16 protein-coding genes are annotated in these 13820 nt (G+C 32.6%); 1 reads left to right on the forward strand and 15 read right to left on the reverse strand.

Translation table 11 applies throughout. The features are described from left to right. Window positions 1–8: 8 nt before the first annotated feature. Window positions 9–1736, forward strand: coding sequence for an Rqc2 family fibronectin-binding protein (locus CLORY_RS06595; RefSeq protein ID WP_079422722.1), 1728 nt, complete (start codon window positions 9–11; stop codon window positions 1734–1736). Between the two features lie 380 nt (window positions 1737–2116). Here CLORY_RS06595 and CLORY_RS06600 read toward each other — a convergent pair whose 3' ends face one another. The 15 genes from CLORY_RS06600 to spoVE form a co-directional block, all read right to left on the reverse strand. After that, window positions 2117–3235, reverse strand: coding sequence for a THUMP domain-containing class I SAM-dependent RNA methyltransferase (locus CLORY_RS06600; protein ID WP_079422723.1), 1119 nt, complete (start codon window positions 3233–3235; stop codon window positions 2117–2119). Window positions 3236–3245: 10 nt separating this feature from the next. After that, window positions 3246–4502, reverse strand: a complete 1257-nt coding sequence (uraA, locus tag CLORY_RS06605) for a uracil permease (RefSeq protein WP_079422724.1) — start codon at window positions 4500–4502, stop codon at window positions 3246–3248. A 131-nt stretch (window positions 4503–4633) separates the two neighbouring features. Further along, the gene (gene pyrR, locus CLORY_RS06610; protein WP_079422725.1) at window positions 4634–5170 is read right to left on the reverse strand and encodes a bifunctional pyr operon transcriptional regulator/uracil phosphoribosyltransferase PyrR; all 537 of its coding nucleotides are present in this window, start codon (window positions 5168–5170) and stop codon (window positions 4634–4636) included. 55 nt (window positions 5171–5225) lie between these two features. Further along, complete coding sequence (locus CLORY_RS06615; RefSeq protein WP_079422726.1) at window positions 5226–6143, reverse strand: RluA family pseudouridine synthase; 918 nt, start codon at window positions 6141–6143, stop codon at window positions 5226–5228. Then, window positions 6143–6586 (reverse strand): signal peptidase II, encoded by a 444-nt coding sequence (lspA, locus tag CLORY_RS06620; RefSeq protein WP_079422727.1) that lies wholly within the window; start codon window positions 6584–6586, stop codon window positions 6143–6145. Before lspA ends, CLORY_RS06615 begins: the two co-directional genes overlap by 1 nt. Window positions 6587–6725: 139 nt before the next feature. Next, complete coding sequence (locus CLORY_RS06625; RefSeq protein WP_079422728.1) at window positions 6726–7328, reverse strand: DivIVA domain-containing protein; 603 nt, start codon at window positions 7326–7328, stop codon at window positions 6726–6728. 29 nt (window positions 7329–7357) lie between these two features. Further along, on the reverse strand, window positions 7358–8137 hold the full coding sequence (locus CLORY_RS06630; protein WP_079422729.1) for a YlmH family RNA-binding protein: 780 nt from the start codon (window positions 8135–8137) through the stop codon (window positions 7358–7360). A 1-nt stretch (window position 8138) separates the two neighbouring features. Then, window positions 8139–8375, reverse strand: coding sequence for a YggT family protein (locus CLORY_RS06635; RefSeq protein ID WP_278335299.1), 237 nt, complete (start codon window positions 8373–8375; stop codon window positions 8139–8141). A gap of 27 nt (window positions 8376–8402) precedes the next feature. Beyond that, window positions 8403–8861, reverse strand: coding sequence for a cell division protein SepF (locus CLORY_RS06640; protein WP_079422731.1), 459 nt, complete (start codon window positions 8859–8861; stop codon window positions 8403–8405). A gap of 39 nt (window positions 8862–8900) precedes the next feature. Beyond that, entirely contained in the window at window positions 8901–9578 is a 678-nt protein-coding gene (locus CLORY_RS06645; RefSeq protein WP_079422732.1) for a YggS family pyridoxal phosphate-dependent enzyme, read from the reverse strand. A 222-nt stretch (window positions 9579–9800) separates the two neighbouring features. Then, on the reverse strand, window positions 9801–10532 hold the full coding sequence (locus CLORY_RS06650; RefSeq protein ID WP_079422733.1) for a DUF881 domain-containing protein: 732 nt from the start codon (window positions 10530–10532) through the stop codon (window positions 9801–9803). A 13-nt stretch (window positions 10533–10545) separates the two neighbouring features. Continuing rightward, window positions 10546–10887: a small basic family protein gene (locus CLORY_RS06655; protein WP_079422734.1), complete on the reverse strand. Its 342-nt coding sequence runs from the start codon at window positions 10885–10887 to the stop codon at window positions 10546–10548. A 15-nt stretch (window positions 10888–10902) separates the two neighbouring features. Beyond that, window positions 10903–11634: a DUF881 domain-containing protein gene (locus CLORY_RS06660; protein WP_079422735.1), complete on the reverse strand. Its 732-nt coding sequence runs from the start codon at window positions 11632–11634 to the stop codon at window positions 10903–10905. A 30-nt stretch (window positions 11635–11664) separates the two neighbouring features. Continuing rightward, a complete protein-coding gene (locus tag CLORY_RS06665; RefSeq protein ID WP_079422736.1) occupies window positions 11665–12459 on the reverse strand; it encodes a cell division protein FtsQ/DivIB in 795 nt (264 codons plus the stop codon). A 247-nt stretch (window positions 12460–12706) separates the two neighbouring features. Beyond that, window positions 12707–13807, reverse strand: coding sequence for a stage V sporulation protein E (spoVE, locus tag CLORY_RS06670; protein WP_079422737.1), 1101 nt, complete (start codon window positions 13805–13807; stop codon window positions 12707–12709). Window positions 13808–13820: the final 13 nt, after the last annotated feature.

Genomic DNA, 13820 nt, shown 5'->3' on the forward strand with positions numbered 1-13820 from the left:
GATTTATTGTGGCATTAGACGGAGTTTTTTTATATGCACTAGATTGTGAATTAAAAAATAGCATTTTAAATTCCAGAGTTGATAAGGTTAATCAGCCTGAGAGAGATGAAGTGGTTTTAACGTTCAGAGGTGGTAATGCACCAGGAAAGCTTGTTATAAGTGCCAGTGCAAATTATCCAAGAGCTCATTTTACAAAAATATCAAAACCTAATCCAAATCAACCCCCGATGTTCTGTATGGTGCTTAGAAAATATCTCATTGGCAGTCGTGTGGTCGATGTAAAACAAATAAATGGAGATAGAATCCTAGTTATACAATTTGAAAGTTCAGATGAATTAGGATTTGACAGTGTTTACTCACTTATCATAGAGATTATGGGCAGGCATAGTAACATTACGCTGGTAAGAAATAGAGATAACATAGTTATGGATAGTATAAAACACATAACCCCAGACATTAATTCATTTAGAAGCCTTTATCCTAATATAGAGTATGTATATCCTCCAGCATCAACTAAACTTAACCCTATGGACTTCACCTACTCAGCTTTTCAAAAATATATAAATGAAAATAATATAACATTTGAAAAAGATACTGCTTTCTGTAATGTTTTTTCTGGTGTAAGTAAACCTCTTTCAAGGTATATATATAATACTATAAAGCGAAATGAATTGGTCGCAGATGGAGAAGAAAGTAACAGTGTCTTCTCATACTTAACCCATTTTTTTAGCTCCCTTAGTAACTGTAATTTTATGTTTTTACTATTTATGGATGAGCTAAATAATTATAAGGACTTTTATTGTTCTGATATATATGAAGATTATAAAAAAATTGAAGTTCATACTGCTAGTGAACTTCTTGATAGGTTTTATTACGAAAAAGATAAACAAGATAGACTTAATCAGAAAAGTTCAGATCTGCATAAACTAGTTACCAACAATGTGGACCGCTGCATAAAAAAGCAGCATATACTTGAAAAAACACTGACTGAATGTAAAACCAAAGACAAGTATCAGCTGTACGGCGAACTGCTCACCGCTAATATATATAATATTCAGCACGGAAGTTCAAGTATTGAAGTATTAAACTATTATAGTGATAATGGTGAAACCATAAATATTCCTCTGGATATTACTAAATCAGCCTCAGAAAACGTTCAAAGTTATTATAAGAAATATAATAAATTGAAAAAATCAGAAGAAGCAGCATTACTTCAATTAGAGCATAACAATGAAGAGTTAGATTATTTACAGTCTGTTCTTACTAATATCAGTAACTGCGATAATTATATCGAAATCCAAGAGATAAGAAATGAATTGATGGAGACAGGATATATACGTTTCAGAAAGTTGACTAAGAAAAATAAAACCAAACAGACTAAACCGCTGCATTATGTGTCCAGTGATGGTAATGATATATACGTAGGTAAAAATAACATTCAAAATGATTTCCTTACACTAAAATTTGCTGATAAAAGAGATATTTGGTTTCATACGAAGAACATTCCTGGTTCCCACGTAATAGTGAAAGCGGATAAACCTGTTAGCGAGAAAACTTTAGAAGAAGCAGCTACGATAGCTGCATTCTATAGCAAGGGTAAGGATTCCTCAAAAGTTGCAGTAGATTATACAGAAATCAGAAATGTAAAAAAGCCTTCTGGCGCTAAACCAGGTATGGTGATTTACTATACTAATAAAACTATATATGCAGAACCTAAAGAACCTAAAAAAGAGTAAAAAATGGTTACATCCTATGTCGGCTAGTTCCGCTCATTAAGCAATTTTACCGCATCTTTTAGTCAAATTTCCTAATGGCTCATAACTCGGCTGCGCCTCAAACAATTAGCCATCTTAACGGAAATTTGCCTAAAAGACACGGATAATTGCTAAACTCGCTCCAAATGCCTCCGTCGGATGTAACCATTTTTAATGCCCTAACTCTTAATTTTTACATAATACTTTTATTTTATTAATTCTATTACCTTTCTATCATCTTAATTCACTAACTTTAAAATATTTTACTGTTTCTTTTTAACTTCTTCGCAAGCATGCTGTACCATTTTTTTTATTTAATTCCCACCTTCACTTTTCTCTTAACTCTTTTCTCTTTGATCTTTTTAATCTTCTCTATAATATTGATAGTAATAGCATTGAAGACGTCCATTATAAAGTTTTCTATTTTTATCACTCTTTTTACCAAATAATTTCTCGAAATATGGGTGTGAAGTCAATATGAAAAACTTCCAGTGATCAAGTTCCCTATACAGCCTTCCAATTTCTCTATAAAGCTGCTGAACAACCTTCTCCTCTCCCAATCTCTCGCCATAAGGCGGGTTAGATATCATATATCCATACTTTTTATGAGAAGAAAACTGTTCCATCGGAAGCTTCTGAAAAGCAATTAAATCTTTTACCCCTGCTTTTTCAGCATTTTGTCTTGCAGTTCTTAGAACATCTCCATCAATATCTGAAGCAAGTATTCTAAAATCTATATCCTTTATAGCCTTCTGAGCTTCACGCCTAGCCTGACTCCACACTTTACTGTCTATGTTTTGCCACTGTTCAGCAATAAAGTCTCTATTGAGACCAGGCGCAATGTTTTTTCCTATTAGCGCAGCTTCAATAGGTATAGTTCCAGAACCGCAGAATGGATCTGCAAGCTGCTTTTCTGCTTCCCATCCGCTGATTAAAATCATTGCTGCTGCTAGTGTCTCTTTAATAGGCGCTTCACCAGCATATTCTCTATATCCTCTTTTATGAAGCCCTGCTCCTGTAGTGTCAATACTAAGTGTTACAATATCCTTCAGAAGAGCTACCTGAACTTTATATTCAGGTCCTTCTTCTGAAAACCAATCTTTCTTATATTTTCTTTTCATAGACTCCACAATAGCCTTTTTAACTATAGCCTGACAGTCAGATACACTAAAGAGTGTGGACCTTACTGATTTTCCCACTACATGAATGTTACCATCCACAGGTATGAAATCACCCCAATTAATAGCCTTTGTGCCCTGAAAGAGCTCTTCGAAGGTTTCAGCTTTGAACTCGGCAATCTTGATGTAAACTCTGTCCGCAGTTCTAAGCCACATGTTAGCTCTAGCTATATCTATATCTGTTCCCTGGAACGTCACACTTCCGTTTTCAACTGTCAAATTATCATAACCTAATTTCTTAAGTTCTTTTGCTGTAACTGCTTCAATACCAAAAGTAGTTGTAGCAATTAAATCATATTTCATTTAAATTCCCCTATTCGTCAGCTTTGCTATCTTCAGGAAGTACCAATGTTAGAATTATACCAACTAATGTGGCAAGAGCTACTCCACTTATAGCTACTTCTGAACCACCAACATGGAATTTTAAAGCAGCTCCACTTATTCCAAGCACTATTACTACAGAAGAAACTACTAGATTCTTTTTATTTGCAAAATCTATTTTATTCTCAACAAGTACTCTGAAACCTGATGATGCGATTATTCCAAATAATAATATACTTATGCCACCTATTACAGGATCTGGTATATACTTTATTACAGCAGCAACTGGTCCGATAAAGGATAATATAATGGCTATAACTGCTGCTCCGCCTATAACCCATACAGAATATACTTTAGTTATTGCCATAACTCCGATATTTTCTCCATAAGTAGTATTAGGAGGGCCTCCAACAAAACCAGCAAATATAGTAGCAATACCATCACCAAGAATTGAACGATGAAGACCTGGATCCTTTATGAAATCTCTATCACATACACTATTAGTAACGTAGACATGGCCTATATGTTCTGCTAGTGTAACAAAAGCTATAGGTGCCATCATAATAATAGCACTTATATTAAACTTAGGACCTACAAATTGAGGTAATTGAAATAAACTAGCATGAAGTATTTCAGCCTTTTGTGCTGGTGTAACAACGCCTACAATAAATGCTAATATGTAACCTGCAACCATAGCTATAAGTATAGGGATAACACCCAAAAATCCCTTAAAATATGTAGAACCGATTATTCCTATAAGAAGCGTTACTGCTGCCACAAGAATAGTCATATAATCTGGTTTTTCTGCAAGAAGTCCTGCCCAACCTGCCGCAGTACCTGCTAAAGACAATCCTATAACTATTACTACAGAACCTATGAGTACTGGAGGAATAGCTTTCTCAATCCATTTACTTCCTGCAATTTTTATAATTCCTGCAACTATAATATATACAGTACCTGCTGCAATTACTCCCGACAGCATACCTGATACACCATAGTGCTGCGATGCAAACTTCATAGCCGTAAGGAACGCAAAAGATGAGCCTATGTAGGCTGGAAGTTTACCTTTAGTACAAAGTATATAAAGCAGTGTACCTATTCCAGAGCAAAAAAGTGCAATGGAAGGACTCATTCCCAAGAATTTAGGTACTAGTATAGTAGCGCCTACCATAGCAAATAGATGCTGAAAACTTAACGGTATAGATTTTATCAGTGGTAATCTTTCATCCACATCTACAAAATTATTCATTCAGTGTATTTCTCCTTTTCAACAAAAGGGTACATGCATAAAGATGCTGCTCCCAATTAATATTTTTAGAAACTATGTTTTTCGTTTGTAGAGAGAATATTTAATAATGTAAATATCTAAAAAAATAATTCCTATAACTCATAAATTTTAACAGAGTTCTCGCCATCAAATTCCTCAAGCTGAACTGATATTTCCTCTTGTCTAGAAGTAGGTATATTTTTCCCGACAAAGTCAGCCCTTATAGGAAGCTCTCTATGACCTCTGTCAATAAGTACTGCGAGTTCAATCATCGTTGGTCTTCCTGTATCGATAATAGCATCTATAGCAGCTCTTACTGTTCTTCCAGTAAACAATACATCATCTACCAAGATAACTATTTTATTGTCTACTTCTATATTTAGTCCAAAATCCTTTATTCTGTTTTTTATCTCATCTGTCGTAAGATCATCTCTATATGCACTTATATCTACACTAGTTACAGGCAACGTTTTCCCTTCAATATTGTCTATGTATTTAGCTATTCTCTCAGCTAATGGGATGCCCCTGCTTTTAATACCAACTAAAATTGTATTATCTACGCCCTTATTTTTTTCTATAATTTCATGTGCCATTCTAATAATTGTTCTATCCATGGCCTTTCCATCCATGAGAATTGATTTTACTTTCACTCTATCACCTCCCCAAATCACGTTTCCAATTTTTTATGCTAACATAATTCTAAAACTATTTCAACTCATTTTTTAATACATTAATAATCTTCTGAAAATAATTTGGTAAAGGACTTTCAAATTCCATGTATTTTCTTGTGGTTGGATGAATAAAACCTAAAATTTTCGCATGCAAAGCCTGACCTTCTAAATTAAACCTCTGTTTTTTAAAACCATAAACAGGATCCCCTACCAATGGATGTCCTATATATGCCATATGGACTCTTATCTGATGGGTTCGCCCAGTTTCTAGTCTGCATTCTATAAATGATGTGTTCTTGAACCTGTCAATAACTTTATAGTGAGTAACAGCTCTTCTTCCATCCTTCACTACTGCTATCTTTTTTCTGTCTTGAGGATTTCTTGCTAACGGAGCATCTACAGTGCCATCATCATTTTTAATAATGCCTTCAACTATAGCATTATATACCCTCTTCATAGAATGTTCCTTTAATTGTTTAGAAAGTTCTATATGTGCAAAGTCGTTTTTTGCAATTACAAGTACACCCGAAGTATCCTTGTCGATTCTATGTACAATTCCAGGCCTTATGACTCCATTTATACCAGATAGGTCTTTACAATGATTCAATATAGCGTTAACTAATGTGCCTGTATAATTTCCCGCCGCCGGGTGGACAACCATACCCTGCGGCTTATTGACAACTATTACATCACTATCTTCATACATTATGTCAATTGGTATATCTTCAGCGTTTACCTGTAAGACTTCCGGCTCTGGAATAATAATTTTTATATTATCACCTTTTCTCAATTTGTAACTGTTTTTAATTACTTTGTCATTAACTTTGCAATGACCATCCTCTATTATGTTTTGTATAAAAGACCTAGATTTCTTTGTAAGTTTGCCAATTAAATATTTATCGATACGCAGACCTATATCCTGTTCTTCAGCTGAAAGTATATATTCTTCCATCACTTAACATCCCTTATTACATAAATTACTAACAAAATTGTTCCCACTACTACAAAAGAATCTGCTACATTAAAGTTAGGCCAAACTGCACTTTTATAGTGAAGCATTATAAAATCTACTACATAACTATAAAAAACCCTATCTATAAGGTTCCCTACTGCACCTGATATTATTAAACTTAAACTTATGGATAATAGCTTTGACTTCTTCCTGTTCATTACCATATAAACAAAAATAGCAACTATTACGGCTAATGTTACTATGCTTAGAATAATCTGTTTATTTTGCAATATTCCAAATGCAGCTCCTCTATTCTCCACATATGAAAAGCTAAAAAAATTCTTAATAACTACTATATCTGGTTTATTTTTTAAATTAGCAGCAGCCCATATCTTGGCAATTCTATCCAAAATAATACCAAGTACAATTATTAAATATTCCATTTTTCATACCTCGCATCCTATAATATTATACCCTTAATTTACGAAAGGGGAAGCATATAAAACATAAAAAAACTCACTCCAAAATTGATGGAATGAGTATATTTTTTAATATGTAATCCACTTTTTAGAATTACAATCTCTACTCTTCACTTGCAAAAAACTTTTTAATCTCATTAAGTTCATCATCATTAAATGAATGCTCAACAATCTCTTCCTCTTTTGGTATTTGGCTAGAAACTATTTCTTTTTCATTAATTTCTTCAACTGGTGTTCCTACGTTATAATTTTTTGCAAAATCCTTTTCCAAATCATCAAAGGTTTCCATCTGAGTCTTCATAAAGTTTCTGAATTTAGCTCTGAATTTCGCAAATTCCTGTTTTAACCTATCATAGTCTCCATTTACTGTCATAACATCATTATGAGCCTTTTCCAATATCTTTTGTGCTGTATCATTAGCATTCTTTATTATCAGTTCTGCTTCTTTCTGAGCATTCGTTTTTGCCTGGTCAGCAGCATTCTGAGCTAAAATCAGCGTATTCTGTATCGTATCTTCGATTTTACTATAGTGCTGTATTTTTTCATTCAAATTCGATATTTTATCCTTCATAGTCGAGTTCTCTTTATACAGCGCTTCATAATCTTCTGATACTTTAAGTATAAATTCATCAACTTCATCTATATTATATCCTCTGAAGCCTTTTTTAAACTCTTTGCTATTTATGTCCATAGCTGTTAATCTCATCAACTACCACCTCATCCTAAATTTTTTTACTAATTAAAACTGTAAATTTTAAGTTTTATTTTTCCGCTCCCACTGTTACCTGCTGTTTCAATAATGCGATATTTTCCAAAACCTCTTACAGTAATAGTTGAAAGTAAATTCACTTCAAAACTTTTATCCCTTACTTCAATATAATCAATTTGGACTTTACCTGTATCTATATAATTCACACTCTTACTTCTAGACATCCCGGTTATAGCACCGACTACCGCATCAAGCCTCATAGCAGCCGCTATAACCAGCTTTTGTTTATATTCTGCTTCTGGAAGTTCTGATTCGTCCTCTATTTCTGTAACTATACACGGACACTTACCAACTTTCATTAGATTACTGTCTATATACTCGAACAGTTCTTCACTAACGGGAAAAAAACATCTGTTGTCCTTTACTACTAGGTCACCTAATTTATCACGTTTTATGCCAAGAGCCATCAGTGCACCTAGATAGTCTCTATGCTGAAGCGTCAGAAATTTGGATCTATTCTCAATACAAACTAACTTAACAGGGAAATTGACTTCAATGCTATTTTCATAAGAAAAGCATACCATCTTCCTTTCAGCTTCATGAAAACCACCATAGGTATAGATATCAAAGCCAAAATAATTTTTCATTTCTATAATGGTACTCCAAACAGCTGGAGAAAGAAACTCATTAAAGAAGGTAGTTCTATGTGTTTTTAAAACTAAGCTAACTTTCTCAAATAACTTAGTTACCTGTTCTTTTTCTCCTGTACTGAAATGCTTCAAAAAATCATCTTTTTTAAAGTTCATGTTATATTCTGATTATGCCTCTGATAAAAAATAAAATCAGCATTGCTATAACCGGAGATATATCCACAGGTACATTTGTTGCAAATCTTTCTTGAAGCTTCCTGCCAGGGATGTAAAGAGGTTTAGTAATATTTCCTATAAATTGTCTTATATTATTGCGTTCATCTGGTATTACCCAAGATAGAATAACATCAGCCAAAATAAACAATTCTAAAATATCTATAAACGAGCTTAACAATCTAACTATAATAATTATTATCCCCTCCTATTTTGTCCAGGCAAATATGCCACGACTGGATAACTCACTTTTTAGTTCATTTGTAACTTCAACATTGGATGGTGAAAGTACATACACACCTCTCTCCACTTCTTGAAGTTCACCATTTAAGACATAGCTGGCTCCGCCCATGAAATCTAGAAGCCTCTGAGCTACTTTAGGTTCAAGTTCTGTAGTATTAACTACAACGATTCTCCTGTCTCTAAGTTCATCACAAATATTAGCTGCTTCTTCAAAAGCTGTAGGTTTTGTTATTATGATCTTTGGAGATGAAGCTGTATGTATATTAACAACTTTGCTCTGTTTCTTATTTGATGAAGTTATCGGTGGATTTACTGTTTGCTCTACCTCTGGTACCTCCTCTTCATTTTCAATCTCTTCGATATCGTCATACTCATCCTCTAATCCGAAAAATCCCATAAGCTTGTTCATCACTTTATTTGCCATTTTGTTTTACCTCCTACTTTTTAATTTAGGTCATCAATTTTACTTGTTCACCTTTTGATTATTATATATTCTTTTACCAAAAATACCTTCTCCAATTCTAACCATATTAGAACCTTCATCTGCTGCAATTTTAAAATCACCAGTCATACCCATGGACAAATACTGCATATTTATATTATTGAATTGTCGTTTAGCAAGAGAATCAAAAACATTCTTTACCTGTTTAAAATATTCTCTGCATTTATCTTCATTTCCAATAGGAATAACTGTCATTATACCACTTACTTTAACATTGTTACATTTTTCAACTTCAGAAATCAGTTCCTCTAAATTCTCAAGTAATAAGCCGGTTTTATTCTCTTCTCTTCCAATATTAATCTCTATAAGAGTATTAGCGGTTATACCAGCTTTAGCATATTGCTTTTCTATTTCTTTTAGCAGTCTGACACTATCCAATGACTGTATCAAAAACACCTTTCCGACTATATATTTTACTTTATTGGTTTGAAGATGTCCTATAATGTGCCATCTTACGTCTTTGTGAAAGGGTTCGTATTTATCAGTAAACTCTTGAACCTTATTTTCTCCAAAATCTCTTAATCCTGAATTATAAGCCTCTTCCATTTCATCTAAACTTCTGGTTTTACTTACAGCTATCAGAGTAATATTCTCTTTTAAAACTTTTTTTATGTTATTAATATTATCTTGTATGCTCAAGTCATCAGCTCCTTACTTTTTCTAAGTAAAGCATTTCTTTGCAAATTATATAAAAATGTGATTACATTTCATTATATATTTTATTTGGACAGTAAATCGCGGAAAGCATCCAAGATCATCATCTCCACCAAGAAGTACTTATCCCAATATAATCTTTATTATCTATATATTCTTCAAATTTTATTATTTTCCTTCATAGGATGTAGAAATTATGATATTATTTTATCTTTTTTCTGCATCCTTCATAAATTTATTTTTCATTGTACCAATATACGCATATATTTTAACATTTTTTGATTTATGTATAGAAGCTTTTACACCTCTGTATTTTAAAAATGTTAAATATCCATCATCCGAGGTTAGATATTCATTAATACCCTCTGAGTCTCCAATAGCTCTAATATTGAATGGAGGATTTAAGGTTACATCATTTATCTTAATTAGTCTTCCCCAGCAGTACACTTCTGAAGTTCCAATAATTCTTTGACCATTTACAGATATTGCTTGTGCATTGTTTAACTTTAATGCATTAATAATCTCTAGTATATCAAAATAGTGCACAAGTTTCGTGTTAGCGTTATAATCTTGATTTTTATTAAAATCTATTTGTCCATCGTCTAGAACTATTTCAACTCCTGGACCTGCAACATCTGCTGTACCTAGAACCTTACTATTATTATTCAATTCCTTTTTCAAATCATTTATTATTTTAGAATCTGACTCACCTAAATCCTTCTCATACTTATTAAGTTTCTTTAAATTACTATAATAGCTTTTTTCTATGTCGGATAAATCATTGTACAATTTATTCTTTTCATTTGTAGCGTTTTGGTATTGCTGAGTTGTAAGGATAGTTCTGACTATAGGTGTACTATAGTTCATACTGGTTGATATTAAAATTCCAAGTATGAGAGCTGATAAAAATACATATATATTTACTTTATTTTTTTTCATGTTATCACCAGCCTTACTTACGAGCTCTAAAATTTTCTATAACCAAACGTCTAATTATAGCAAAATTATCAAATATTCTTCCTCCGAAAACTATAACTGCTGCAATATAAATTGGTATTCCAAGCTTATCACCCAAATATGCTAGTCCAGCTGCTAATGCAGCATTTCCAAAAAAGCCAGACACAAAAATATCAGGCTGGAAATTTTTAGATAGATTAGCTCTTATAGCACCAAATACCGAATCCAGACTTGCCAGAATAGCAACTGAAAGATATGCTGAATATTTTTCTGGTATAATTAAATCCCATCGTATTCCTACGATTATGCCAATTAATAGCCCAAGTAACGCTATCATTAATTCTCACCCCATTTACTTTTTATCTATATTCTTCAAATATTCACTAGAATAAGTAGTATTGCTTTTAGTTATTTTTATATTATCTAATTTTTGCACAGTATGATCATAATAGGTTAAGTTTTGATACGTCATTACTCCCGGGAAATCTAAATCCTTAGCCATCTTTTCCTTATCTCCTATTGCCTTTATCGTTATTTTGCTAGAAGGAGAAATTCTTTCATTATTGACTATAATATAATCTGAAGTACTGCTTATTCCAGTTTGAAGCGTAACCCTATTGCCATTTATTGAAACAGCTTCTGCTCCTGAAAAAAACAATTCATTTATCAGATAACTTATCTCTGTATGATCTATATACTGTGACTCTACTTTTGAAGAAAATATATTAGACTGAGGTGCTATTGAAAGAATTATTCCAGGACCTTTAACATCTGTATAGCCTAGAAGCACTCTGGAATTATCCAATTCATCCTTTATCTCTTTAGCAGCAGAACTGCTACTTGTAGCCATTTCTTCATAATGTTTAATCTGTTCCATCAACTGCTGATTCTTTTTCTCAAGCTGTTTTTTGTTTTCCTTGAGCTGCTCAATTTGAGAAGTAACTTCTATAGAGCTATATTTTTGATTGGAAGCAGTATCTATATTCTGTTTATTTAACAATTTAAACTGATAAGTCAACATGAATCCTAAAAGTGCACATACTATACCAACAGTTAGCTGAGATAATAACTTTTTTAATTTCATATAATACCCCCAACTTGTTAAAACTTATGCCTACTTATTTATATGGAATACAGGGTTACCTTGAAAACTAACATCAATATAGCCTTTTGAATTCTTTAGTTTTCGCTGATCAATTATTGCAATTGCTTTATTTAGTTTGTTCATCATGTCCCTTTTATACCCTACTTTAACAAGCATCTTTGAAAAATATATTTTAACGTTATTTTTATCACTTATATCTACTTTAGTTATTCTTATATTCTGATCATTCATAGTATTTCTGTCACTTAGATCAGAAATCTCTTTTAAAGTTTGTACTACGTATTTGTCACTGGATACCGTTTCACCTATATTAGCATCTTCAAGATTCATATTGCTTATCTGGATATATTTATCCTTACTATGTAGCTTACTATCTCTTTCAAGAACTACAGCTTCATTGTCAAGATAAACAATCCCATCTCCGCTTTTAATATAGTAAACAGGTCTTCTCTCCTTAACATATACATCAACTATAGATGGTAATTTTCTTTTAATCTTAACAGATTTTATATAATTATTAGTAGCTATACTTTTTTCAATCTTACTTGTATTAAGGTAAAAGATGTTGGAACCTGTTTTTATGTTAGATAACTCTAAAATGCTCGAACTATCAACTATTTTATTTCCAATTACATTTACGTGCTTTATATTGAAGTACGTAAGCTTAAGGCATAATACACACAATACAGCAACAAGAAGCACAGAAGTAAATATAGTTTTTCTAATAATTCTTCTGCGCCTTCTCTTTTTAATAAGCACATTATACTTTTTCATATCCTTTTCATTTCTACTTACCTTATTCATATATAACTACTCCTAATGGGACTAAAATTGTAACTTTTAATGCAAAATTAATTTTTAAAGTATTCTTCAAAAGCAAATATCATATATTTTATGATACCACTTATTAGTATAAATTTCATTAAAATATTAATTAAAAATAAAATAAATATTAATATTTATTTTATAAATATACTTAAAATACTAGCCAAAATTCTAAATATTGCACTTTTTTTGCTTTATGTACTCAATATAATAGAACTTTTATCGATTACTTTCGCTGTCTGGATATGTTTAACAGAACTCCTGTAGCAACCATATTTATGACAAGTGAGGTACCACCAGCACTTATAAACGGAAGTGGTACTCCAGTTACCGGCATTGATCCTGAAACTACGGCAATATTTATTATAGCCTGCACTGCAATTATTGAAGTTATACCTGTAGCCAAAAGCGTCCCAAAGATGTCTTTTGCATTTAAAGCTGTCCTTATGCCTCTCCATATAAGTATCATAAATAATGCTATTACAAATGCACAGCCAATAAGTCCAAGTTCTTCTCCAATAATCGAGAAGATAAAATCATTATGAGCTTCGGGAAGGTAATAAGCTTTCTGCCTTGACTGCCCTAGTCCAACTCCCCATATTCCTCCTGACCCTAGTGCCAGAAGTGATTGAATAAGTTGATAGCCTTCACTCAAAGCATTTTTCCACGGGTCCATAAAACCAAGTATTCTATCCCGCCTGTATGACTTTGAAAATATCAAAGCAACAGCTCCTACAAGTCCTAATGGAGTAACAATGCCAAATAGATGCCAGCATCTTGCACCTGCAACAAACAGCATAATCATAGTTACCATAACTATTACAGTAAAAATACTCATATTGTTTTCTGCCAGAATTAGTCCTGCATATATGAGTGAGATAAACAAATAATATCCTACTCCGGAAAATAATTTTTTTATCTCTTCTCCCCTTTTGTCCATGCTCTTAGCCATAAAAAGCACCACAACATACTTTACTATTTCTGATGGTTGAAATGAAGTAAAACCCAAATTTATCCATCGTCGTGCTCCATTTACAGAAGGCATTGCGAATACTATAAGCAGAAGCGGAATGCATAATATCATAAGAATGTTGGAAAACTTTCGCAATTTATGATAATCGTAGCCTATAGCAAAAAACATGCAGATGATTCCTAATACAGCCCAAGCACCCTGTCTTTTCAAAAAATACATATCATCTTTATACTTTATTTCGGCGGTCCATGAACTTGCACTATATACCATTATAATTCCTACGGCTAAAAGCAGCATTATCGTAATAAACATTACAAAATCAGCTTCTCCCATCTTTTTTCTGGCTTTTTCCATATTACTCCTCCTG

Origin of the sequence: Clostridium oryzae (assembly GCF_002029235.1) — a bacterium.
Lineage (GTDB): Bacteria > Bacillota > Clostridia > Clostridiales > Clostridiaceae > Clostridium_AE > Clostridium_AE oryzae.

Excerpts from the sequence above, each read along its gene's own strand:
- CLORY_RS06625 (WP_079422728.1), bottom strand. The coding sequence starts at position 7,328 with ATGAGATTAACAGCTATGGACATAAATAGCAAAGAGTTTAAAAAAGGC.
- uraA (WP_079422724.1), bottom strand. The coding sequence starts at position 4,502 with ATGAATAATTTTGTAGATGTGGATGAAAGATTACCACTGATAAAATCT.
- CLORY_RS06665 (WP_079422736.1), bottom strand. The coding sequence starts at position 12,459 with ATGAATAAGGTAAGTAGAAATGAAAAGGATATGAAAAAGTATAATGTG.
- spoVE (WP_079422737.1), bottom strand. The coding sequence starts at position 13,807 with ATGGAAAAAGCCAGAAAAAAGATGGGAGAAGCTGATTTTGTAATGTTT.
- CLORY_RS06640 (WP_079422731.1), bottom strand. The coding sequence starts at position 8,861 with ATGGCAAATAAAGTGATGAACAAGCTTATGGGATTTTTCGGATTAGAG.
- CLORY_RS06600 (WP_079422723.1), bottom strand. The coding sequence starts at position 3,235 with ATGAAATATGATTTAATTGCTACAACTACTTTTGGTATTGAAGCAGTT.
- CLORY_RS06630 (WP_079422729.1), bottom strand. The coding sequence starts at position 8,137 with ATGAACTTTAAAAAAGATGATTTTTTGAAGCATTTCAGTACAGGAGAA.
- CLORY_RS06615 (WP_079422726.1), bottom strand. The coding sequence starts at position 6,143 with ATGGAAGAATATATACTTTCAGCTGAAGAACAGGATATAGGTCTGCGT.
- CLORY_RS06650 (WP_079422733.1), bottom strand. The coding sequence starts at position 10,532 with ATGAAAAAAAATAAAGTAAATATATATGTATTTTTATCAGCTCTCATA.
- CLORY_RS06660 (WP_079422735.1), bottom strand. The coding sequence starts at position 11,634 with ATGAAATTAAAAAAGTTATTATCTCAGCTAACTGTTGGTATAGTATGT.
- CLORY_RS06655 (WP_079422734.1), bottom strand. The coding sequence starts at position 10,887 with ATGATAGCGTTACTTGGGCTATTAATTGGCATAATCGTAGGAATACGA.
- lspA (WP_079422727.1), bottom strand. The coding sequence starts at position 6,586 with ATGGAATATTTAATAATTGTACTTGGTATTATTTTGGATAGAATTGCC.